The sequence below is a fragment of the Capnocytophaga sputigena genome (assembly GCF_900446695.1).
GTDB classification, from domain to species: Bacteria; Bacteroidota; Bacteroidia; order Flavobacteriales; family Flavobacteriaceae; genus Capnocytophaga; species Capnocytophaga sputigena.
Genome location: NZ_UAVP01000009.1, coordinates 90,827 through 115,450, shown reverse-complemented (window position 1 = coordinate 115,450; position 24,624 = coordinate 90,827). Strand labels below are relative to the sequence as shown.

At 39.9% G+C, this 24,624-nt stretch carries 20 protein-coding genes; 9 read left to right on the top strand and 11 right to left on the bottom strand.

Annotation, left to right across the window (positions count from 1 at the left end; genetic code table 11):
• Positions 1–13: 13 nt before the first annotated feature.
• From DR017_RS10680 to DR017_RS10655, 6 genes are all read right to left on the bottom strand, one after another.
• Complete coding sequence (locus DR017_RS10680) at positions 14–487, bottom strand: PIN domain-containing protein (RefSeq protein ID WP_002678387.1); 474 nt, start codon at positions 485–487, stop codon at positions 14–16.
• Positions 488–503: 16 nt separating this feature from the next.
• Complete coding sequence (locus DR017_RS10675; RefSeq protein ID WP_040360916.1) at positions 504–767, bottom strand: hypothetical protein; 264 nt, start codon at positions 765–767, stop codon at positions 504–506.
• A gap of 150 nt (positions 768–917) precedes the next feature.
• On the bottom strand, positions 918–2,009 hold the full coding sequence (locus DR017_RS10670) for a hypothetical protein (protein WP_040360919.1): 1,092 nt from the start codon (positions 2,007–2,009) through the stop codon (positions 918–920).
• A 637-nt stretch (positions 2,010–2,646) separates the two neighbouring features.
• On the bottom strand, positions 2,647–3,273 hold the full coding sequence (locus DR017_RS10665; RefSeq protein ID WP_002678483.1) for a GNAT family N-acetyltransferase: 627 nt from the start codon (positions 3,271–3,273) through the stop codon (positions 2,647–2,649).
• 19 nt (positions 3,274–3,292) lie between these two features.
• Positions 3,293–3,871: a Crp/Fnr family transcriptional regulator gene (locus DR017_RS10660; protein WP_002678482.1), complete on the bottom strand. Its 579-nt coding sequence runs from the start codon at positions 3,869–3,871 to the stop codon at positions 3,293–3,295.
• A gap of 4 nt (positions 3,872–3,875) precedes the next feature.
• The gene (locus tag DR017_RS10655) at positions 3,876–4,256 is read right to left on the bottom strand and encodes a TraR/DksA family transcriptional regulator (protein ID WP_002678619.1); all 381 of its coding nucleotides are present in this window, start codon (positions 4,254–4,256) and stop codon (positions 3,876–3,878) included.
• A gap of 212 nt (positions 4,257–4,468) precedes the next feature.
• Here DR017_RS10655 and dusB point away from each other — a divergent pair, with 212 nt between their 5' ends.
• The gene (gene dusB, locus DR017_RS10650) at positions 4,469–5,449 is read left to right on the top strand and encodes a tRNA dihydrouridine synthase DusB (RefSeq protein ID WP_002678425.1); all 981 of its coding nucleotides are present in this window, start codon (positions 4,469–4,471) and stop codon (positions 5,447–5,449) included.
• A gap of 59 nt (positions 5,450–5,508) precedes the next feature.
• Here the strand turns inward: dusB and gldB are convergent, their stop codons facing one another.
• From gldB to DR017_RS10625, 5 genes are all read right to left on the bottom strand, one after another.
• Positions 5,509–6,498: a gliding motility lipoprotein GldB gene (gene gldB, locus DR017_RS10645; protein WP_002678635.1), complete on the bottom strand. Its 990-nt coding sequence runs from the start codon at positions 6,496–6,498 to the stop codon at positions 5,509–5,511.
• A 13-nt stretch (positions 6,499–6,511) separates the two neighbouring features.
• Positions 6,512–7,186: a hypothetical protein gene (locus tag DR017_RS10640; protein WP_002678533.1), complete on the bottom strand. Its 675-nt coding sequence runs from the start codon at positions 7,184–7,186 to the stop codon at positions 6,512–6,514.
• The gene (locus tag DR017_RS10635) at positions 7,167–8,303 is read right to left on the bottom strand and encodes an AAA family ATPase (protein ID WP_002678308.1); all 1,137 of its coding nucleotides are present in this window, start codon (positions 8,301–8,303) and stop codon (positions 7,167–7,169) included. The genes DR017_RS10640 and DR017_RS10635 overlap by 20 nt, the downstream gene beginning before the upstream one ends.
• A gap of 311 nt (positions 8,304–8,614) precedes the next feature.
• A complete protein-coding gene (locus DR017_RS10630; protein WP_002678480.1) occupies positions 8,615–9,697 on the bottom strand; it encodes an OmpA family protein in 1,083 nt (360 codons plus the stop codon).
• Positions 9,698–9,831: 134 nt separating this feature from the next.
• On the bottom strand, positions 9,832–11,211 hold the full coding sequence (locus DR017_RS10625) for a leucine-rich repeat protein (protein ID WP_002678323.1): 1,380 nt from the start codon (positions 11,209–11,211) through the stop codon (positions 9,832–9,834).
• Positions 11,212–11,639: 428 nt separating this feature from the next.
• On the opposite strand from DR017_RS10625, the gene DR017_RS10620 reads away from it, so the two are divergent.
• The 8 genes from DR017_RS10620 to DR017_RS10585 all read left to right on the top strand — a co-directional run bounded on the left by DR017_RS10620 (position 11,640) and on the right by DR017_RS10585 (position 24,569).
• Positions 11,640–17,120 carry an alpha-2-macroglobulin family protein gene (locus tag DR017_RS10620; protein ID WP_002678364.1) on the top strand — a complete coding sequence of 1,827 codons (5,481 nt, stop codon included), beginning with the start codon at positions 11,640–11,642 and terminating at the stop codon, positions 17,118–17,120.
• 197 nt (positions 17,121–17,317) lie between these two features.
• A complete protein-coding gene (locus DR017_RS10615) occupies positions 17,318–18,301 on the top strand; it encodes a hypothetical protein (RefSeq protein WP_002678341.1) in 984 nt (327 codons plus the stop codon).
• 278 nt (positions 18,302–18,579) lie between these two features.
• Complete coding sequence (locus DR017_RS10610) at positions 18,580–19,512, top strand: membrane lipoprotein lipid attachment site-containing protein (RefSeq protein ID WP_002678494.1); 933 nt, start codon at positions 18,580–18,582, stop codon at positions 19,510–19,512.
• A gap of 327 nt (positions 19,513–19,839) precedes the next feature.
• Positions 19,840–20,244, top strand: coding sequence for a DoxX family protein (locus tag DR017_RS10605; protein ID WP_002678409.1), 405 nt, complete (start codon positions 19,840–19,842; stop codon positions 20,242–20,244).
• 3 nt (positions 20,245–20,247) lie between these two features.
• On the top strand, positions 20,248–21,453 hold the full coding sequence (gene hflX / locus DR017_RS10600; RefSeq protein ID WP_002678623.1) for a GTPase HflX: 1,206 nt from the start codon (positions 20,248–20,250) through the stop codon (positions 21,451–21,453).
• The gene (locus DR017_RS10595; RefSeq protein ID WP_002678523.1) at positions 21,434–22,138 is read left to right on the top strand and encodes a transporter; all 705 of its coding nucleotides are present in this window, start codon (positions 21,434–21,436) and stop codon (positions 22,136–22,138) included. The genes hflX and DR017_RS10595 overlap by 20 nt, the downstream gene beginning before the upstream one ends.
• 219 nt (positions 22,139–22,357) lie before the next feature.
• Positions 22,358–23,821 carry a bifunctional ADP-dependent NAD(P)H-hydrate dehydratase/NAD(P)H-hydrate epimerase gene (locus tag DR017_RS10590; protein ID WP_002678370.1) on the top strand — a complete coding sequence of 488 codons (1,464 nt, stop codon included), beginning with the start codon at positions 22,358–22,360 and terminating at the stop codon, positions 23,819–23,821.
• Positions 23,822–23,906: 85 nt separating this feature from the next.
• On the top strand, positions 23,907–24,569 hold the full coding sequence (locus DR017_RS10585) for a carbonic anhydrase (protein WP_002678508.1): 663 nt from the start codon (positions 23,907–23,909) through the stop codon (positions 24,567–24,569).
• The last annotated feature ends 55 nt before the right edge of the window (positions 24,570–24,624 follow it).

Here is a 24,624-nt window from a genome sequence, read left to right as displayed (position 1 = left end):
TTTGTTTGTTCTTTTAGATATTCTTTTTATATGTTTGTGCTATTACTTCTTTTGTTGAAATAAAGAAATGCGCGTAACCCTTTTGAGTAAGTCCCTCTTTCAGACGGTCATCAGAAGTCCATATTTTATGCTTTATCTCTAAGTGTAGTGCGATGAAAGGCAAATCATTCACATCTACATCATTAACTATTTCTAGAGCTTTTGCTACATTCTCTTTCCTAACTTCGCTATCCACATCTACTATTTTTACTCCTTTCAATAACTTTTCAAAATCATCTACTAATTTTTGTTTTATCTTCTTATATGAAAGATTACTTTTAGACTCAAGACGTTTTGCTAAATTTGGAATATGTTCGTTTACTTCTTTTATAAGATAATCAGGCACTACAAATTGCAGTCTCTTCCTTTCTGTTAAAATAGTGGAGATACCTCCTTTAGGAGCTAATAAGGCACTTATAAAAATATTACTATCTGCAATAATAATCATAATTTGATTGGCATTTTTAAATATTAAAATGTTTCCTCATTCGGTCAGTCATTTTCTTATTGATTTTCCTCGAGAGGTCTAAAATAAAATCTTTATGCTCTAAAGGAATACCATTCTCGTCCTCCTCCAATATTTCATCTGAAGCTACATACTGGGTAGGCGTTGCCAAGACCTTTGCTTTTTTGGGTTCTTTGAACGTTACAAAATCAAAAGCTCTCAACATCTCTATAATAGCATTGGCTTGCGGACTGGTTTGCTCTATGGTTACTGTTACTGACATAGTCGTAATTATTAGTCGTTAGACGTTTGTTTGGCGCAAAAGTAGAAAATAATCAGGAATTTAGCAAATTTGAAGGTTTAGAGCATAAAAAAACTTTGCCAAAGCTACGAAAAGTTTGGCAAAGTCTAATAGTTATTTACTACAAAGAAACTACTGAATAGGTTTGATTCCTGCTTCACGAGCTTTTCTAATACTTATAAAATTTTGTTTAGCATTAATTCCCTTATCTTTCATAATTTTAACCATATCACCTGTACTTATAAGAGTTGTTTCAACAAAGTTTAAATCATTTAAAGAAATTTCTGTTTTTCCTGTTGAACTATATGCTAAGTACATATGCCCTGGTTCTAACACGAGAAAACATCTTATACCAATTTTCTCCAAAATACTTGCTAATAGAACAGTACCATCAACACAATTAGCATTCTGCAAAAGCAAAGACTCATTAATAAATCGTACATTTTGACTATAGATCTTTGTAGCTGCATTACTTGTGTCTGTAATACTACTATATTGCATTCCAAGCTTATACAATTGGTAAATGATAGCTTCTACTTGAGTGTCAAGATAATCTTCGCCTGCTTGATAACCAGCCCAACCATAAGCCAAATTTAATAAAGGATCACTACCAAACTCTTCATTATTTCTTTTCAATGCTGCGCTAAGGAACATATCTATTAATTTGCTATCTTCATTTACATAAGATGCAAATAAAAAGCGAAGATCAACAATGCTACCATCTTCTTTTTTAGTAGCAAAAACACACTCATTAATGCTTCTATAAGATAATTGTACATTTTTAGTAGCAATTACCTTATTTGATTTATCCATTAACTCTACTTTGAAGTGAGTATATCCTGACGTTGTTATATTTACAAAGTCATCAAACTTCCATAAAACATTTAAAGGAATTACATTTTTACCAGCTTTAATAGTTTTATCAACTACTGTTTCTCTGATGAATTTGTCATTTGTAATTTTGATTCTTCCATCAAATTCTTTATCTGAATTGATAGTAACATCAAAATAAGTAAGTTTTTCTTGATTTAGTATTTTCAAGGAAGCAAAACTAAAAATTGTTGAAGGGTAAAGTGTTCCTTCAAAAGCATCGTCAAATTTGACATCTAAAGATACTTTAACATCCATATTAGTTGGATTAGGTGTATCATTATCACTTTTACTACACCCCACAATTGTGATAGCGAATGCTATCAAAATACCAAAAATTGCTTTGTAATTCATAAAAACTGAAAAATTATAGCCTTTCAGTCCCTAAAAGCGGTTAGTATACTCAATAAAAAAAGCGTGGGACTGCATAACTAATACTTATTTGTTTCGGGTATCTCCAAACACCCACCTCCTAATAAGTACAACAGAACCCACGCCGAAGCGTGAGCGTTTTACTTATTATCTTGTAGGAGGTCTGAAAATTTGGAGATTTTGAAACCAACAAAATAATAGCTAAACGCTAATATATTTTTATGTTATTTTCTTTTTATACTAATACATCTTATTTTAAATTCGCAACAAAATTACATCATTTTTTGGAATATACAATTTTTTCACACCTTTTTATAGGTAAAATCTACAAAATTATCAATTAAATTATTGATAATAAGAGACATTACATTTCTTTTAAAAGAAGAATTTCTACAAAATACCCTATAAATATGGTGTAAACAGATTACTTATGAGTCAATTCTAAGAGACTGTCTGAAAAGTTTTATTTATGTGGGCGTTTGCAAAACGCCCCTACAAAACATACTACAAAAGTTGTTGATAATCAAAGTGATCAACTTTTCCAAAGTCTGAAACTTTGGCAAAGTGTAGCGACGCAAAAGTGATTTTGAGACTTTTTGGACACCCTCTATGCGATTTTTCATTCTTCACTCTTCACCTCCGCCAGCATCGTCCAAACGTCTACACCTCCTATTTTGGTTTGGTGAATTTGCTCAAAACCGTGTTTTTGGTAGAAAAATACATTCATTGCGGTATTGGTGACCAAACTGAGTTGGCTACCTCCTTCACGTGCTACTAAAGGCAAAACGGCTTCGTCTAAAAACTTACCTCCTATGTGTTTGCCTTGCCACGCGGGACTCACTACAAAACTCTCTAAATACCATCTGTTTTCAGAAGTTTGTTTTTTGGCGTACTCGCTGCTCTTGTCTAAAAATGGCAGGAAGCATTGAGTAGGTTTGGCATAACGCCAAAGCGCAAAAGCTCCTGAGCGCAGGTAGTCCCAAAGGGTAATACGGGTGTGGCGCAGTGATTGCATCACGGCAACAGCTATAATTTCGCCATTTTCTTCGGCTATCAGGCAATACCCCTTGCGGATATTGCTCATCACTTGCACATAATGCAATTTGTTCAGATAGTCGATATACTTGCTATCGGTAGTGAAAAAAGAGTTGAGCACCGTGCGATACATATTGTAATTAGCAAAAGCATCGGTGAGCACAGTAGCTACTTTGCGGGCATCGGCGAGAGAGGCAAGACGGTAGGTCATAGGATTTTAGGGTTAGTGGTTAGGGAACAAGAGTTAGGAGGTTTGCTCTGATAACGCTGAGGGTTTGCTGGGTAATGCCTAACAACGAGGCAATATGCCCTAAGGGAGCGCGGAGGAGTATTTGGGGGTAGTTGTTTAGCAGCCATTGGTAACGCTCTTGGGCGGTTTGGAACTTTACAAGGTACAGCCGCTCGGTGAGTGATTTGATGGCTGAGACCAACAGCAGGCGCATCAGGCGTTCCAGTTCCTGATGTTCATTTACTACAAGTTCTACTTCCGAAAAGTTAGCCACCCACACCACACTATCCTCTAAGGCTTCTAAGCATAAAGGGGAAGATTGATTGAAATAGATGCTTTCTACTGGAAAATAAAACATCTTTTCAAGAAAAAAATTGTGGGTAATATCTTTCTTTTTATTGTAGTAATAACAGCGCAACAAACCTTCTTCCACATAAAACAACTCTTTTGAAGTAGTGCCTGCTTTGAGCAAAGTGCTATACTTCTTTACCTCCCTGCGCTCAAATAGGTGAGCCGTTAGGGAGGTAAGGGTTGTGATGGGAATTTGAGTTTCTTGGTGTAGATACTCGGTAAGTGTCATCAGGCTATTGCATATTTTTAGCCTCGATGCTAAGGGTAGCGTGAGGCACTGCCATCAATCTGCGTTTATCTATAAGTTTACCTGTTACGCGGCAGATGCCATAAGTTTTATTCTCAATGCGAATCAGTGCATTTTTAAGGTCGCGAATAAACTTCTCTTGGCGGATAGCCAAAGCAGTGTTTTCCTCTTTGCTGGTTACCTTAGAGCCCTCTTCAAAAGCCTTGAAGGTAGGGGCAGTGTCGTCGGTACCATTAGTGGCACTATTCATATAGGAACTTTTGATAAGTTCCAAATCGGCTTGAGCTTTTTTGATTTTTTCTTCTATAAGTGCCTTAAATTCTTCCAATTCCTTATCGGAATAGCGTACTCTGATATTTTCTTCCATAGTATAATAGGGTTTAGGGTTAGTAATTTGGAGGTAGGAGAAGGATTAAAACCTAAAACCTACAACTCCTCTCTAAATTTGGGGCGTAAAAATACAATTATTTTTTAAAGTAGCAAAAATTTTAAAGGTTTTTTTTATTTGCTAATCCCCAAATTTGCTAATTTGCTAATTACACACTACCTTTGCGCCTTTGAAAATAAATTTATTACAACGTGCCTACAATAGGAAATATAGACTTGGGAGAATTCCCGCTACTGCTCGCTCCTATGGAAGATGTGAGCGACCCTCCTTTTCGCCGATTGTGCAAAATGCACGGCGCTGATATGCTCTACAGCGAGTTTATCTCATCGGAAGGTTTGATACGCGACGCGATTAAAAGCCGACAAAAATTGGATATTTTTGACTATGAACGCCCCGTAGGAATACAGATTTTTGGAGGTGATGAGGAGGCTATGGCGCTCTCGGCTAAAATTGTAGCTACTGTAAACCCCGATTTGGTGGATATCAACTTTGGTTGTCCGGTGAAAAAAGTGGTGAGCAAAGGAGCTGGCGCTGGGGTACTCAAGGATATCGACCTGATGGTTCGCCTTACCAAAGCTGTGGTAAACAGTACCACCCTACCGGTAACAGTGAAAACGCGCTTAGGCTGGGACGAACAGAGTATCAACATAGAGGAAGTAGCTGAACGCCTGCAAGATGTGGGCATTAGCGCACTCACTATTCACGCGCGCACCCGCAGCCAGATGTACAAAGGGCATTCGGACTGGAGTTATATTGCCAAAGTGAAGAACAACCCGCGTATGCACATTCCTATTTTTGGCAATGGCGATATCGATAGCCCCGAAAAGGCTTTAGAATACCGCAATACTTACGGGATAGACGGCATTATGATAGGGCGCGCGGCTATTGGCTATCCGTGGATTTTCAATGAAATCAAACACTATTTTGCCACAGGTGAACTCCTCCCCTCGCCTACTATTGCCGACCGTGTGGAAGCGGCTAAAAACCACTTGTTATGGTCGGTAGAATGGAAAGGCGAACGCCAAGGGGTGGTGGAAATGCGCCGCCACTATGCTAATTATTTTAAAGGAATCCCTAATTTTAAGGAACACCGACACAAATTAGTAACCTTAGACGCTTCACAAGAGGTGGTGAAGGCTTTAGATAATGTTTTAGAGGTTTTAGGGAGGTAAGAGGTAAGAGGTAATTTTTATAGGGGCGTTTTGCAAACGCCCCTATAAAAATCTCATTATTACTTATTAGGTTTGTACTGTGATTGTTTGAAGAGAGTATCGGGGTTCATTGCCAAAATCTTTACTAATGGTTCTTCTTTGTGATTTTCGGCATACGCCTGAACGATGCGCAACCCTATAAATTTTGCTATTTGCCCTGGCGATTCATTATCTAATTCCAAATAGAATTTAGAGAAAGGCGCAGGATAAAGAAAACGCGTAAGGAGTTTCTTATCAGTTTGATAAAGGAGCTCTTTTTCTATAAAATAACGCCATATTTCGGGTTCATTGGCTTCTGCCCACGCGTACTGCTGGTCGGTATAACGCAACAAATCAGCAGCTGATTTTTTGGGGAGTAACAGTTGCTCTAAATAGAGTTTTTTGCCTTCGTAAATCATATTGTCCAAAAAGGTGAGATGCACCGCACGAGGCACTAATTTATCGGCAAAAGCATCGGCAACATCTACTGCTAAGTATTTTTTGTCTAACTCGGCAGCGATATACTGTTCCATATCTTGATAGAAAGGGTGTTTGGTTCCCAAATAGTTATCGGTGCCTATGAGCAAGAGGCTATCGGCATAGATCACACGCGACTCGTAGTCTACCCTACTGAGGAGGGTTACCACTTTAGGCGCTTGAAACTTAGGAAAATAGTATTTGATATGTTGGAACAAGCCGTTGAGTTCTTTCTTCTCGGCTGATAAATCTCCTAATTGTTTTTCTACTTCGCCATATAGCGTGTGGTAGTAGATATTTGCAAATTCTGGCAAATCGGGAAAAATAGGTTTATGCTTGATTTCCACCCACTCGCTATCGCTAATGCTGGGAGTGAAAAAATAAGGATACTGGTGGCGCAAGGCAGGGAATTGGGCATCGGGAGTTTTTACAAATAATGAATCTAATCGCACGGTCTCGAACGACATTGGTATGGCGGCAATTTCTTTTTCTTTTTTGTCACCACAAGCTACTATTAGCAGCAAAGAGGCGAAAAGGAGGAGTTTTTTTGTCATTTTCTTAGTATTATTAAATTTTAAATGGTATATAACCTATTCTTCTGTACTGAAATCCCAAAGATTCTATTTCTTTGTGAGCATATTGTATTCCTTTTTCATTTGAAATATTGTTTTCTATCATCAAAGCACGATTAAAAGCTACTTGTGCAGGAGGCATTGAAGTATGAATCTTATATGAACAAAGACAGATTTTTTCTTCAAAAGATAAAAGTAGTTTTGAAATTTCATCTGATAGATATAGGGTTTGTAATGAGTGAAGTAATTGTTGTTGCACTTTTTCAAATTTACCACCTGAAAATTCTACTTCATTTCCTTTTTTTATCTCTTTTTGAAGATTTTGAAAACTACTTCCTGAGGTAATTTCATTAAGTATACACACTGTTTGTGTAGTGTCAAAAATAAGATAATCACATTGTCGGGTTAGTTTGTTCTGTTGCAATACAGCACAATTATTAAGTTGTTTTTTGTAATCTTCAAAGTCTATAATGTACAATTCTTTTCTTTGAAGATTTGTATAAGTTGCTTTTCCAAGCCCTTTTTCTAAAACTATTTTTGTTTCTCTCTCATCATCTGTCAAATCAAAAGAAGTAGTTTGGGTAATTTCTTTTCTTATACGCACATTCCTTTGTAAATTTAAGGCTTGAGGCAAGGTTTGCTGTAACAGATTATCTATTGATAGCTTCATAATTATCGTATATTTCATTGATATCTTCAGAGAGATCCATTACATCAATAAAGCGGTTGTCTATAGCTTTGAGATCTTTCAACACACCTTCTTCAACTTTCCAGACCCCTATATTTTCATAAGAAAGTGCTGCTCCTTCCGTATAATGAGTGTTATGTTTGTCATAAGCATTGATAAGTAAGTTCAAATGATTGATAATGTAAGGACTATGGGTAGCAAAAGCCAAGTGAACAGTTGTGTTGTGTAATTTATTAAAAGAAAAACAATCATTGATAAGTTTATTTACCAATCGACGTTGCGCTGAAGGGTACAAGGAAAGTTCTGGTTCTTCTATAAAAATAGATAATTTTTTATTCCCGTTCCACTCTTTCACCTCAAAGCGCCCCATCCCTAATCTTTTGTACTGATTTTCTAACACTTCAGTAAAATCATAGTTTTTAGTGTGATATGCTACTATCAACTCTACAAAACTGGCTGTTTTGGTACCACTGGAGGCATTTTCAAATTTAAGTTTGTATTCCTTAGTATTCCTACCTTTACCTAATACAAAATACGGATTTCCTTCTAATACCTCATCTTCTAATAATGTTAGTTTTGTACTCTGAATTTCAAATCCTTTGCGATAAGCTCTCATCGCTTTACTAAAATTTGTATAGGTATCTTCTAAATAATAGGGTAAATCTACATCTCTATTGAAGTTTTTAGCAAAAATATCGGGTAAAACTCCTCTGTTCTCACTCAAAAACAAGACTTTATCTAACGAAAAAGGTTCTTTTAAGATAGGTTCTTTCAGTTGGTATCCTTTACCTTCATATTTATATTCTCCTATTGCGAAAGAGAAGAAAGTATTTTCATTAATAAATTCATTCAACCCACTGATTTCTAAAAGTTGTTGAAATGAAAGCGATTTTGCAAAATCTTGTGGAGAGGCAAGATTGTTTTTGATAAAATAAGAACGCAGATTATTGCGCTTGTGTACCCAACGCAATAAAGACATCAGTTTTAGAATAGCACTTTTGCCACTCCCCGATTCACCTATGAAAACCATCAAAGGTTTTATTGTAAGTTCAGCTTTGAGGATTGGTCCAAAATCTTCGATATATAATGTCTCTTCCATATTTTTTAATATACAATGTGCAAAAGTACAAATTATTAATTAATTAGCAAATAAAAGAAAGGCTCACGATTCCCATCGCGAGCCTTTTGGTTATTGTATAATTAAAATGAGATTCGTGGTGAATAAGCCACCTAATGAAAAAAACTTTTCTGTTAATTATCGATGTTAATAAAAAAAGCCCTCCCATAGTTCTCCAAAAAGCAAATATGATTACCTTATTAAAAACATTTATGATGATTGCATCGTGAAGAACCCTCTTATTTTAACAAGTATTCAAAAAAGAGAATATGGGAGGTACTTTTCACTACTAACTATTGTTGGTCTTTGATAACATTGATTTCTACACGGCGGTTGATTTCTTTACCGCGTTCAGTATCATTGCTCTCAATAGGTCGTGTTTGTCCGTAACCTTTAGCCTCGAGGCGTTTTTTGCTCACACCGTGGCGTGAAAGGTATTGCTTGATAGCATCAGCGCGATCTTGAGAGAGTTTGAGGTTGTGCTCAGGGGTACCAGTATTATCAGTATGTCCTTCTACCACGAAGTTGAAATCGGGGTTTTCATTCATAATGATAGCGATATTGTCCAAGATAAACTCAGCTTGTGGTTTCACTACCGATTTATCGGTATCAAACAAGATAGTTTTTGCATACAAGTTGATTTGTTTTACCACGCGTTGGGTACGTTCTTCGCGTTCTTCAGGAGTTTCTACACGAGTAATCGCTTTGTTTGCTGATACGCGTTTGCGGTCTTTTTTCTCTTTTACTTTAGGTTCTTTGGTGCGTTCTACGTGGTCTACGATAGGATTTTCACGAGCGGTAAGTGGCAATTTAAGCACTACACCAGCGCCCCATTGGTAGTAGTCGTGACCGGTGCCACCCCCTACATTGTAGGCAGTGTTCACATTGGCGCCCACTACATCTGTAAACCAGAAGTTTATACCAAGTCCTGCGATAAGTTTGAATTTGGTTTCACTATCTACTGAAGCAAAGCCTACCCCCACTTGTGGATAAGGGTCGAGCCAAGGAAGCGCATCCCACAAACGGTTGAGGTGATAACGACCACGTACATCAAACGCCCAGTAAGTTTTGGCATTTTCGAGTTTAGTTTCCTCTACATCAGGGAAGTAATTTTGGTCTTTCTTGATGCTTGCGTAGGCAAAACCCGCTTCGGCAGTAATACCTTTTTTGATGTAGCGAGCGGCGTTGAGGCGGAAGCCGATATTCATATCGGGGTAGCCAAACCAGTCTTTCATTACACTTCTTTCGGGCACCTTAAAGTCTACGGTGCTCACGCCCGCCCCTACGAGCCAAGGGCGATAGTTATCTTGTGCTGTTACAGCACTCGCGCTGAGCGCTGTAATGGCAGCAATGGTATATATTTTAATTTTGTTCATTTCTTGTGATTTTTTTTTGATTATTTTTTTCTCAGAGTTTCTCAGAGCCTTTCTGAGTTCCTCAGGGTTTCTCAGAGTTTTTCCAAGATTCTCAGAGTTTTTCTGAGATTCTCAGAGTTCCTTAAAAACAGCTATTAATAGCCTCTTACACCACCTGTAAATACAGTAGTAATCCAAGGGTGTACAGTTTTCCACTCAGCAAGTGATCTGTTAGGCACATACAAGGCAGCATTATTAACTTTTCCTATAGGTCCTTGAGGTACGGGGTTACCATAATAATTATGACCTTCTGGAGTATACTTAAAAGTATTTTTGTCTATTTGAGTAGGAGCCTCTACCCCTATACGCAATTCCGCCAATGAGTTTTCAGTACCATTGAAAGCATAGTATCCTATTTTTTTAATGTTTTTCCCTATGATTATAGAACGTATGGTAGCAGGGAAAATATTATAACGAACATCATAACTACCATAATTACCATTCAATTGACTAGAATGCTCTGTGTAAAGTTCTTCTAAAGCAGGTAATTCTATTTTAGCAAGTTTAGTGTTATAGAAAGCACCGTAATAAATCCTTTTTACTTTAGGAGCGATAACAGTCTCTAAATTAGCTGAATTAGAAAAAGCGTAAGAATGTACTGTTTCCACATTATTGAGGTCTATTCTGGTAATGATAGGGTTTCCATAGAGTGTAGTAGCATCTCCTGTACTAAAATTACCACTATTTACATAAGTTACACTATAAGGCACTTTAGGTACTCTTGGTGCATTGGTAAAGCTGTATTGGGTTACATAGTCCTTATTAGAAATACCATAAAGATAAGTACCACTGTAATTCCAGAACTTGGTCACGCGTTTTACTTTTACAGTAAGGGGTGTTTTTGAAGCATCGGTTTTGTGTTTGAGTTTGAACTCTAAAGGAGCAGAAGAATCATAGTGGTTCTTAGCGGTTACCCTTACAATATTACCTGCTTGTGAACTAACTGTAATACGAGTAGAAGCCTCAGAAGAAAGTGAAGAGCTATCGTACTGATAACCATCAGGGTATTCTACATCCACATAGTCGTTAGAGTTGGCTTCAGTTTTATCGCCATCAATATCTTCAATAGTGTATACACCATCTCTCCAACCAGTATCACGTGGAGCTACTTCTACAACAAGGGTAGCCTTGCGTTCAGCACCCTCTTTGGTATCGGCAATTACAATTTCGTAAGTACCTTGAGTATTAGCACGGATATTTAAGGTGGTTGACACAGTACCTTGTACAATAGTGAGACCTGTTCCTGCATTATCAGTGAAGGTAAAGTTATCCGAAACACCCTCTAAAAATACAACACGATCTTCTCGTTCTGTCATATGAATAGTGTGTTTAGCCCCATTTCTAAAATAGAAGCTGTCTTCAGTACTTGGGCGTGGTTTTTCACCTACCCCGTCATCGGCATCCGATTTACAGCCTACAACGCAGGCAAGACTTAAAGATACAAATGCCATTAAAGCAAAAATTCTTTTTCTCATATTATTTCTTTTTGTTTATATACGCACTATGGCGTGGGTTATTGATTGGGGCAAAATTACAAACTGAAAAATATAACTTCCAAATCAATTTAAGATATTATTAACTTTTTTACACCAATAACGTAGTTAAATAGTAGTGTTTTTAACATTTTTAACAATTAAAGAATAGGATTTAAGGGTGTTTTATACACTTTTTGCAGCTAATGAGGAAGATTAGAAATTTAACGTGTAAAAAGTAGTCAATTACACACTTCTGCAATTTGTTGTAAATCAGAAAGCTAAAAGGCATTGACGTAGTAATGACGTAGTGAAATTTCAAGTGGCAAACTGCCGAAAAAAGATAAAAAAACACGACTCTTTGCCGCAAATTTGTAAATTTGATAAGTATTCTCTATCTTTGTCGCTTGAAAATCAATTGTTATTGAACTATGAAAAAAATAGGCTTTGTACTCTTAGCATTATTATTAGCAGTTGCTTGTAAGAAAAACGCCAATTTCAACAGCGATCCACTGGCTTTTAAAGATTATATTTCGGGGTATACCTCTGGGGTGATTTCTGCCCATTCGGGGATTAAAATACTACTGAATGAACCGCTATCACAAGAAAAGATGGACAAAATAAACGACCTCCATCTGTTTGAAATTTCACCTAAAGTAGAAGGGAAAGTGGTGTGCCAAAGTCCGTCGCAAATCGCCTTTGTACCCAATAAACCTTTATCTCAAAACACTGAATATCAAATTTCTTTCAATGTAAAGAAACTTTATGACGTGCCTAAAAAAGAACTCGAACTCTTCAACTTTACTGTAAAGACTTTAGAACAGGCTTTTAGAGTAAAATCGGGCGACTTGCAGTCCTACAACAAAAATTTATACTTCCTCAATGCCGAGCTTTTGGCTAACGACCAAATTTCCTACGAAACGGTGAAAGATGTGCTCAAAGCCAACCTCAACGGCAAAAAAGTGGCTGTAAAATTCCAATCACAAGGTACTAACAATAAATTTGTGATTATTTTTGATAGTATCCCGCGCATCGATAAAGAGCAAACACTTGAAATTAAATGGGATACTAAGGATGTTCCTCAGGAAAACCTGATTCCATTCTCCTATACTATTCCACAAAAAGGAATCTTCAAAGCGCTAAACGCCCGTACCGATGGCGCTAATCAGTCGTTTAGTGTAAACTTCTCCGACCCCTTGGAAAAAGAACAAGATTTTACAGGACTCATAAGCCTCAGCAATACTGATACCGCACTGAAATACAGTGTAAATGGCAACGTGCTGAAAGTCTTCCGCGAGGAGCAAAAAGAGGGGGATTACAAGGTTTATGTTTCTAAAGGTATCAAGAATATCTATGGCGATCGCTTGGAAAGAGAAGCGACTTTCAACATCAAATTCTTGCAACAAAAACCCGATATTCGCTTCCTTAAAAGCGGTTCTATACTGCCAAGCTCCCAAAATTTGAAAATTAATTTCCAAACTATCAACTTGCGCGCAGTGAATGTAACTGTTTATCGCATTTTTGAGAACAATATCTTTCAATTTTTGCAAGACAACAATTTGGGTGGCGGCTCCTACATACAGCGTGTGGGGAAACCTATTGCACGCAAAGTGCTGAAGCTGAACGATGGAGCGCTCTATCCGCTGAACGAGTGGAATACTTATTCCTTAGATTTAGCATCGGTAATTACTCCCGAACCTGGTGCGATTTACCGCGTGGAATTAGGGATGACCAAAAACTATTCGCTCTACACTTGTGGCACTAAAAACGAAGAACCTCTCGACCTTTCATTTGAAGAAAAACCTCTGAATGACGACGATGTGAACTATACACAGTATTACTACGATTATGACGAGGAATTCTACTGGGAAGAAGAAGATGAGGATAGCCCTTGCAAAGATAATTATTACTACGGCAAAACAGTGGGTACCAATGTGCTCGCCAGTGATCTTGGGGTGATTGTAAAGAAAGGGCAAACTAATAGTTTTACCATTATAGTAAACGATCTCCTCACTACCAAACCAGTAGATGGCGCTGTGGTAGAGGTGTTTAACTACCAACAACAGAAAATTCAAGAAGACAAAACCGATAGCAAGGGGATGTTGCATCTAAACCTCAGCAATCGTGCTTATTTCGTTAAAGTGAAAAAAGATAAATTCACTACTTATGTGAAGTTAGACGATATTGCCCCTCAATCGGTGAGCAAGTACGATGTAGATGGTATGCGCTTGCAGAAAGGGCTCAACGGCTTTATTTATACCGAGCGCGGTGTATGGCGACCTGGTGATAGTATCTATGTAGGTTTCATTTTAAACGATTTTGCTCAGAAAAATCCTGAAAAACTGCCTATCAAACTCCGCTTTACCGACCCTTATGGCAAAGTGATTGCCGAGCGTATGCAAACCAGCAACCCTACCAATCAATACGTTTTTGGACTCAAAACCAATGCCGATGCCCCTACAGGCAACTGGAGTGTTGCTATTTCGGCAGGAGCTGCGAAATTTAGCAAACGCATCAAAATAGAAACTATCAAACCTAACCGACTCAAGATTGAGAACAGCCTCAGTGGCAAACTCATCAGCGGTAATGGCGAGAATGTGCGCTTGCAGGTGTTGTGGTTACACGGTAGTCCTGCGGGCAATACGGGGGTAAATGTAAAAGCAAAATTCTACCCCTTAGAAACCGCTTTTAAAGGCTATGAAAAATACGTGTTCAACAACCGCGCTTACCAGTTTGAAAGCGAAGAAATGAACGTGTACGAAGGACAAACCGATAGCAATGGGAATGCTAATTTCTACTTCAGAACGAACGACTTAGAAGCCCCCGGTATGCTAAAGGTGAACTTCCTCACCCAAGCTAACGAAAGCGGTGGCGACTTCAGCACCGATGTGAGTACCGCCTCTTTCTCTCCTTACAGTGAGTACGTAGGCTTGCGTTTGCCCGAAACTAACAAATACGACTACTACAACACCCAGCAAAACCATACTTTCGATGCGGTAGTGCTCAGTGAAAACGGACAGCCATTGGGCAACAGAACAGTAGCGGTTACTGTGTATAAAGTAGGTTGGAACTGGTGGTGGGACGCTTCTAACCAAAACATCTCTACCTACAACAGCAGTAGCAGCAATGCTATTTACAAAACCGACTATATCACCACCGATAGCAATGGAAAAGGACGCTTTACCCTCAATATCCCTGATGCCGACTGGGGTCGCTATTTTATTATGCTCAGCGATAACCAAAGCGGTCATAAGTGCGGTACTACGGTTTACTTTGATTGGGGTGACTGGACTGGCAAATCACGTGGCAGTGAAGGTAGTGAAGCGGTAATGCTCGCCTTGGGTACTAACAAAAAAGAATACAACGTAGGCGAAAAAGCCAAAATCACTTTCCCTTCCGATAAAGGCGGACGTGCGCTTATTTCGGTAGAAAATGGCAACGATGTACTCGAAACTTATTGGGTAGAAACTGCTAACAAAGAAACGACTTTTGAGGTACCTATCACCAATAAAATGTCGCCTAATGTGTATTTCTACGTTACCCTTTTGCAACCGCACAACAAAACGCTCAACGATGCGCCTATTCGCTTGTACGGAGTTGTTCCCGTGAAAGTGGTAGATAAAAATACAGTGCTCAACCCTGTAATCCAAATGCCCGACCGCTTGACGCCTAACCAAAAAGTGAGCATCAAGGTAAGTGAGAAATCGGGTAAACCAATGACCTATACCGTGGCAATTGTGGAGGACGGGCTGTTGAACCTCACCCGCTTCAAAACACCAAACCCTTGGAATACTTTCTTTAGCAAAACGGCTTTAGGAGTAAAAACTTGGGATGTGTATGACGATGTGATTGGCGCTTATGGCGGAACTATCAATCAGGCGTTTAGTATAGGGGGTGACGAGGATTTAGGCGGCGCCGATGCTCAAAAAGCAAACCGATTCAAACCTTTTGTTATCTTCCGCGGTCCGTTTGAACTCAAGAAAGGGGCTACTAATGCTCATACCGTGAAAATTCCTAATTATATGGGCTCTGCTCGTGTGATGGTAGTCGCCAGTGATGTAGCCGCCAATGCTTTTGGTAGTGCCGAGAAAAAAGATATACCTGTGGTAAGTCCGCTTTCAATTTTAGGTTCCTTGCCGCGCAAAGCCGTGCCTAACGAGAAAATCGTGTTGCCGGTAACTGTTTTTGCTATGGAAAAACAAGTGAAGAACGTGTCACTCCAAGTAGAAACTAATGGCTTGTTTAAAGTGGTAGGCGCACACAATCAGCAGTTACATTTTGAAAAAACAGGCGAACAAATGGCTTATTTTGAACTCGAAACCACTGCTCAAACAGGTATTGCCAAAGTGAAAATCACCGCTACTTCGGGTAAAGAAAAATCTACTTATGAGGTAGAAATGGATGTGTACAACCCTAACCCTGTAACCTACGTAGTACAAAATGCCGTATTGCAAGGCGGACAGTCACACAACCTCAATATCAATCTCTTTGGCGAAAAAGCCAAAACAGTGTTGGAAGTATCCAGCTTCCCAGGGGTAAACCTCACTCAGCGTTTGGGTTATCTTATCAGCTATCCACACGGCTGTGGCGAACAAGTTACTTCGGGGGCATTCCCTCAACTTTTCTTAGGTGATTTTGTAACCCTTTCTAAAGAAAAAGCCGATGAAGTGAACCGCAATGTGAGTGCAGCCATCAGCAAATTGCACGAGAACCAACTCTCCAATGGTGGTTTCACCTATTGGAAAGGCGGTAAATACGCCGATGATTGGGTAACTTCGTATATAGGTCAGTTTTTTGTAGAAGCCGAGAAAAAAGGCTATGTGTTGCCATCGGGTAGCAAACAGAGCTGGCTCAACTACCAAAATAGTGAAGCACGCCAATGGCGTTATGAGGGTAAATACCAAAACGACTTTGCCCAAGCCTATCGCCTCTATACTTTGGCACTCGCTGGAAATCCTAATATAGGGGCTATGAACCGCTTGCGTGAACTCAACGAGATCACCCCTAATGCCAAACGCACTTTGGCAGCTGCCTACGCCCTTGCCGGACAAAAACAAACTGCCGAAAAATTGTTCCAAACCACTGCTATCGACGATGATGCCTATAGCTATTACGGTTCTGTACTTCGCAACAAAGCAATGGCAATGGAAACCGCTTTGCTCATCGGCAGGAAAGAAGATGCAGGACGCTGGGCATTAGAGATAGCCGAAAAACTCTCTACTAACGATTGGCTCAGCACCCAAACCACGGCTTATGCCCTTTATGCAATGGCAAAATATGTAGCTGTGAATAAAAGCGGCAGGAGCATCAATGCCAGCTATACCCTTGGTGGTAAAACCGAAAACCTAAAAGCTACCGAGCCTATGCTACAGAAAACCCTTGCTGCTAAAGGCAATGAGAGCCTACAAGTGAAGAACAATGGTAACCAAACCCTTTATGTACGCCTCATCACCAGTGGCGTACTGCCAGTGGGCAAAGAACTCGCTATGCAAAACGGACTTTCGCTTAGCACCACTTTCCGCGATAGCAACGGACACACACTTGATGTAACCAATTTGCGCCAAAGCACTCAGTTTGTTGCCACTATTGAGATTACCAACCTCACTGGCGAGGCGGTAGAGAATGTAGCACTCACTCAAATCATCCCTTCAGGTTGGGAAATTGTAAATACCCGCTTTACCGATTACGATGAGGGCAGCAGCGATAGCAATGTAGACTACACCGATTTCCGCGACGACCGTGCGAATTTCTACTTGTCGCTCAAAGCCAAACAAACCAAGTATATCAAGCTCAAACTCAACGCCTCGTATGCAGGCAAGTACTATCTGCCAGGCACTTATGCCGAAGCTATGTACAGCAACCGCTACAACACCCGCACCAATGGCAAATGGGTAGAGGTAATGAGAAAATAAGGAGCGAGCCGCACAGGCAAAAAACTTTAAAATATTCTATAAACGTGATAATCAATCACTTTTAGTCACATTGTAGGGGCGTTTGCAAAACGCCCCTACAATATAGAATTTTTGGAACATTTTTTTTAATTGCCCGTCGTGCTACGACTTCGTAATTTTTTACTATCTTTGCCCCAAATTATAAATCTTATAGCATTATGAAGCATTTTTTATTCAGCCTTTTGGCAATCGCTACATTAGCCGCTTGTAGCAAAAACGATGATGATAACAACAATAACGGCAGTGGAAACAATGGTAATGGTGGTACTACCTCAACTACTGTAACAAGCACTACACAAACCCCTACAGTGAAAGTAGAACGAATGATTTCCTTTGGGCAAAATGGAAAACACACCTATGAAGTTATAGCTCACTATGAAAATGGAAAAATAACCTCTTTCTCTGAGAGAGAACTCATTAACGGAGTACAAACTGGCACTACCCAAATCTCTACTATTAAATATGACGCTCAAGGGCGTATCCAAGAAAGGAAAGAAGCCCAAGAAGATGGCTCTATTGACAGAGAGAATAAAACAGAAACTTTCTTCTATGACGGCAGTGGTAATTTAGAGCGAAAAGAAATTACCTACCCTATGAAACCAGAAAGAAACGGAACTATAGTATATGAGTATGAGAGTGGAAAACTGAAAAAAATCACTTATAGTGGAACATTAAGAGGAGTGCCTTTGCAAAAACGTTATGAAATAAAAACGTTTAACTACACCAATAACAGCATTACTGTAAATATAAAAGAGTATAACACCAATGCTCAAGAGGTTATAGAAGATAGTTCAGTAAGCACTTCTACAACCATCTATACCCTTTCTAACGGTAATGTTGTGAAAAAACAAGAAACTCGCAAACACGGGAAAACTGTAACTACATTTAAACACGACAATGCCAAAACACTTTTTTCTTTAAGACCTTTTTTCGCTTATCCTGAGTATTTTGATGAAAAAGATGTTAATAAGAATAATATTACATCTAAGGAGGTTATAAACACATATTCAGATAATGGACAGACTGACACTTATAAAAGCACTTATCGTTATGAATATGAATACACTCCTGAGGGCTATCCTAAAACTATAAAGGAATTTAGAAATGATACTTTAGAAGGCATCAAGGAATACGAATATTAATCCCCTTATAACCTCATACAAAACTGCCCCATCCCCGCGGGCAGTTTTTTTATCCCTACACTTTGCCAAAGGTGCGAGGTGCGAGCCGCACAGGCAAAAAACTTTGTCAAAGCCTATAAACGTGATAATCAATTACTTTTAGAGTATGTTATGTAGGGGCGTTTTGCAAACGCCCCCTCAATATAGAATTTTTGCCCCCTCCTCTTTTCGTCATTCGTAACTCGTAATTCGTATTTTTTTTACTATCTTTGCCCCAAAATTATAAATCTTATAGCATTATGAAGAAAATTTTATTCAGCTTTTTGGCAATTGCAGCTTTAGCAGCTTGTAACAAAAACGACGACAATGGCAGTGATTCAGCAAACCATCTGGTTAAGAAAATTACTACCAAGAACAAGGATGGAAACCTCGAAGAGGTAATAACACTTAGTTATGAGGGAGGACGTCCTATATCACACTCTTATACTAAATATGACAATGGCGTGCAGACAGGTACTACCCGAGTTTCTACCTTCCACTTTGATGGGAAATTTATCAAGCAGGCTAAACGAGAAAATGCAGGAATAGATAACTATGTGCAGAACTTTACGTATGAAAATGGGAAGCTTGTTACTAAAACAGAAAAGTATGAAAGTGACCACCGTAATTACACATATCAGTATTCTTATACAGGTAATCAACTTAAAAGTGTTTTGCGAAGTCATCCTACCACTATTTATGTAAATGGAGATACCCAAAGTGCTACTTATTACAGAGAAAAACAATTTACCTATAGTGGCAATACGGTAATTGAAGTAACAACCCAATATCAAAAAGACCTTAATGGTGCAGTGGTAACAAGCACTTTTTATGGCACTGATACTACAACTTATACTATTTCTGACGGGAATATAGTGAAAGTGGTAGAAGAAAGTGAATACTCTACCACTGTAAAAGAATATACTTATGATACTAAGCGTAATCCATTTCACTATATGACTGACTTTGTAGAGCCTAGTCCTACAAATTTTCTTGTCGCTGGTAATGGGAAGTACAATATCTTAACCTATAAGAATACTTATGAGCCTAAAACAGCTGGTACAAAAAGGGAAACGCTTCGCGCCTATGAGTACACTTATAATGCTGATGGTTACCCAACCGTAGTAAAACAATATAAGGAAAAAGGAAATGGTGCAAGAGAGTTTCAAGGCACTAAAGAATACGAATATTAATCCCCTTATAACCTCATACAAAACTGCCCCCATCCCCGCGGGCAGTTTTTTTATCCCTACACTTTGCCAAAGGTGCGAGGTGCGAACCGCACGGGCGGTTATGGGGTACGAGCCGCACAGGTAAGAAACTTTGAAATATTCTATAAACTTGATAATCAATCACTTTTAGTCACATTGTAGGGGCGTTTTGCAAACGCCCCTTTAATATAGAATTTTTGGAATCCCCTTTTTTAATTGCCCTTCGTGCTACGACTTCGTCATTCGTAATTCGTAACTCGTAATTTTTTACTATCTTTGCCCCCATAAACTTAAAAATACCTCCATTTTATGAAAAATAGAGATTTAGGACTACTCATTTTGCGCCTTACCATAGGCTTATTGATGATTCCTCACGGCATCAACAAACTATTGCACCCCGATGCTTTTGGTTATATCGAAAGTACTTTAGATGCTAAAAACCTCCCTACTTTCATAGCCTATGGCGTGTTCATTGGCGAAATTGTAGCGCCCCTACTCATCGTTTTAGGATTCCGCTCGCGTTTGGCAGCTCTGGTGATGTTCCTCAACGGACTGGCAACGCTCTACTTAGCCTATTCCGATAAACTCTCTGCCCTTACCCAACACGGAGGTTGGGCGCCCGAATTGCCCGCCTTGTTCTTCTTAGGCGCCTTAGCTTTATTCTTTACCGGAGGGGGCAAATACGCTCTTTCTACTCGCAATAAATGGGATTAACAAATGTTAGAACAAATCAATCTTACTTACGAGAAAGTTGTACTCGTAGGGATTATCAATCAATTACAAACAGAAGAAAAATCTAAAGAATACCTCGACGAACTCGAATTTCTTACCTATACCGCCGGCGGTGAAGTGCTCAAACGCTTCACCCAAAAGCTTGATGTGCCTAACCCTAAAACATTCATCGGCACTGGTAAAATGGAAGAAGTACAACAATTTGTTGAGGAAAATGAGGTAGGAACGGTTATCTTCGACGATGAGCTTACACCTGCCCAACAGAAAAACATCGAGCGCATTCTCAAAGCTAAAATATTAGACCGTACAGGACTCATTTTGGATATCTTTGCCCAGCGCGCCCAAACCAGCTACTCACGCACTCAGGTGGAACTCGCTCAGTACGAATACCTCTTGCCACGCCTTACAGGGCTATGGACGCACCTCGAACGCCAGCGTGGGGGTATCGGGATGCGCGGTCCTGGTGAAACCGAAATCGAAACCGACCGCCGTATTGTGCGCGACCGTATTGCCCTGCTCAAAAAGAAACTCTCCGCTATCGATAAACAAATGGCAACCCAGCGCAGCAACCGCGGAGCATTAGTGCGTGTGGCGCTTATCGGTTATACCAATGTGGGCAAATCTACCCTAATGAACGTGATTAGCAAAAGTGAAGTCTTTGCCGAAAACAAACTCTTTGCTACGCTCGACACCACTGTCCGCAAGGTCGTGATTGAGAACCTGCCTTTCTTGCTCAGCGATACCGTAGGGTTCATTCGCAAACTGCCTACCCAGCTTATCGAGTCGTTCAAAAGTACCCTCGACGAGGTACGCGAAGCCGATTTGCTCTTGCACGTAGTAGATATCTCGCACCCTAATTTTGAGGAACATATCCAATCAGTAAACCAAATATTAGCCGAAATTCACAGCGCCGATAAACCTACCATTATGGTATTCAATAAAATAGACGCTTATACAAACGAAGAAATTGCCGAAGACGATTTGGCTACCCAGCGCACCAAAAAACACTTCACCCTTGAAGAATGGAAACAAACTTGGATGCAGCGAATGGGGCGTGATGTCTTGTTTATTTCGGCTCTCAACAAAAACAATCTCGAAGAATTCCGTGAGGTAGTATACGAAAAAGTGAAGGAGATACACATCACCCGCTTCCCTTTTAATAATTTCCTATATGAAAAATTCGAAGAATAACCTTTTTTTACTCCTTTTGTGCTTGTTCTGCTCATCTTTGGCTATTGCCCAAAGCGATGAAACCATCAACACCGATCGCCCCGACCAAAGTGAAGGGGTGTACACTCTACCCAAAGGTCAGTTTCAAATAGAAAATGGATATGTTTTCAGCAAAGAAGATAGCAGTGCGAATCTAATGTTGCGCTACGGACTTATCACAAACACCGAAATCCGTTTAGAAGGCGATTTCGACCTCCGTACCCCCGATTTTAGCAGTACTACCTTCAGCGTAAAACAACGTTTATACGAATCCGAACAGCGTTTTATCCCCTCTGTAGGGCTCATTGGCTATGGGCAATACAGCAAAACAGATGCTAAAGCCTATACTTTCGATGCTTGCTTAGCGTTCGAGAGTTCCCTCACCGATGTGCTTTCATTAGCTTATGGCGCTAGTAGTTCTGGACAATTTGAAAATTTGGATGTTACCGCCCAAATCAATTATGTCCCTACTAACAATAAGTTTTGGACTTTTGTAGAATATTACGCCTCTTATAACGGCACACGTGCTCCTGAGCATAATATCAATGCAGGTTTTGCCTATCTCCTCACCCCTACCCTACAGTTAGACATCAGTAGCGGACGTACATTGTGGCAAGAAGAACCACTATATTTCATAGAAGCAGGTTTTGGACTTTTAATCAGGTAAAATCTAAGAGTATTCTCCACAAGAGATTACAAAAAAAGTCTCAAAATCACCTTTGCATCGCAAACTTTGTCAAAGTCCTAGTACTTTGACAAAGTTAACTAATTGATTGTTAAAATAATTATTTACAACCAACTCATATTAATTATCGTAGAAATTCTGATACTTCAGAGTCTTTCCTCTCAACAAAAACCGACAATAAAAACACCTCTTACCTAAAAAATGAAAATCCTTAGCTCTCAACAACTACGTGATGCCGATGCCCAAACCCTCACTGCCCAAAATATCTCCTCTTGGCAACTGATGGAACGCGCTGCTACAAAACTTTTTGATTGGATAAAACAACACTGCTCTAAAAAAGAAACTTTTACCATATTAGCCGGCACAGGTAACAATGGTGGCGACGGACTTGCCTTAGCGCGTATGCTCTCTGTTGATGGTTGGCACGTAACTACTTATTTATTGCGCTTTAGCGACCACCTCTCCCCCGATTGCCAGCAAAACAAAACACTCTTAGAAGAACAAGGTATTACCATAACCGAAATACAAGCCGAACAAGTCTCTCAAATCTCCTTTGCAAAGGTAGTAATTGATGCTGTTTTTGGCATCGGGCTCTCCCGCCCAGTCCCTATTTGGCTACAGCAAATTTTCCAACAACTCAACAATTCCAATAGCTATATTATAAGTGTAGATATGCCTTCAGGGCTCCCTACTGACCGCATTCCTTCACCCGAGGAAATTTGGGTACACCCTCACCAGCTGCTCACCTTCCAAACCTCTAAACTCCCCTTCTTGCTACCTTCCACAGGAAAGTATATCCCTCATTGGGAAGTGCTTGATATAGGTTTAGATACCCACTTCTTAAACACCCTGCAACCCGATTACTACTACCTCGAACCCGATATACTGCAATTGCAACGAAAACGACCAAAATTCTCACACAAAGGTACTTACGGTCACGCTTTGCTCGTAGGTGGTAGTTATGGCAAAATGGGCGCAGTAGTACTCAGTGGTACAGCTGCATTGCGCACAGGCGTAGGGTTACTCACTGTGGCTATCCCCGAGTGTGGCTATACAATATTACAAACTGCCCTGCCCGAGGCAATGGTGCTCACCTGCGACGAGGCAAAACATTACAAGGCTATGGAAATTCCTTTTGCACCCTCGGCTATAGGTGTAGGCGTAGGTTGGGGCACTCACCCCGATACGGCTAACGCACTGTTCAGTCTGTTGCAACAATACCCCGATACGCCTTTTGTCCTCGATGCCGATGCCCTAAACATTCTCGCTCAACACCCCGAAAAAGTAGCTTTATTGCCCAAAAATGCGATTCTCACCCCCCACCCTAAGGAATTAGAACGCCTCATAGGCAAATGGCACGACGATTTGCACAAACTTGCCAAAGCTAAAGATTTTGCCAAAGAGCACAAAGTAATCCTCCTTATCAAAGGAGCTCACACAATGATTACCAATGGCGAGCATTATTGGGTGAACAGCACCGGTAATGCAGGAATGGCAACAGCAGGCAGTGGCGATGTGCTCACCGGTATGATCATCAGCTTGCTCGCTCAGGGCTATAGCGCCATAGATGCCGCCTGTTTAGGAGTATACCTCCACGGACTACGAGGAGATGAAGCCGCTAAAAAACAAGGAATGTCACGCCTCATCGCAAGAGATTTATGCTAAATTTCTGATTGCTAAGCTAACTAATTAACAAATTATTCTTACCTTTGCCTCCACAACCTATAACCTGTAACCTGTCACCTAACTTATGCCTACATACAAAAAAATATTCGAAAACAACCGCGAATGGGTAAAACGCCGCAAAGAAGGCGACCCTCATTTCTTTGAAAAACTCGCTGAAGACCAAACCCCCGATTATCTCTACATCGGCTGCTCCGATAGCCGTGTAGCCACCGAAGAACTAATGGGCGTCGGTCCCGGCAAAGTATTCGTACACCGCAATATCGCCAATGTGGTAAACACCCTCGATATGAGTTCTACCGCTGTTATTCAATACGCCGTATCACACTTGCAGGTAAAACACATCATCGTATGCGGTCACTACGATTGTGGAGGCGTGAAAGCCGCTATGCAAGCTAAGGACTACGGCTTGCTAAACCCTTGGTTGCGAACCATCCGCGATGTATATCGCTTACATCACGCCGAACTCGATGCCATTACCGATATCGACCAGCGTCACCGCCGTTTGGTAGAACTCAACGTCGAAGAACAATGCCTTAATGTAACCAAAATGGCTGTCGTGCAAGAAAGTTATATAAAAAACAAATTCCCTGCTGTTCACGGTTGGGTATTCGATATAAAATCAGGTAATCTCATAGACCTCAATCTCGATTTCGAAGGATTCCTTCACAAAATCCAAAAAATCTACGACCTTACAGGTGAAGAATGGTACACCCTAATTAAAAAATAACAAATTTGCTAATTTGCTAATTAATTTATATCTTTGTGCCGTATAACAACCTAAA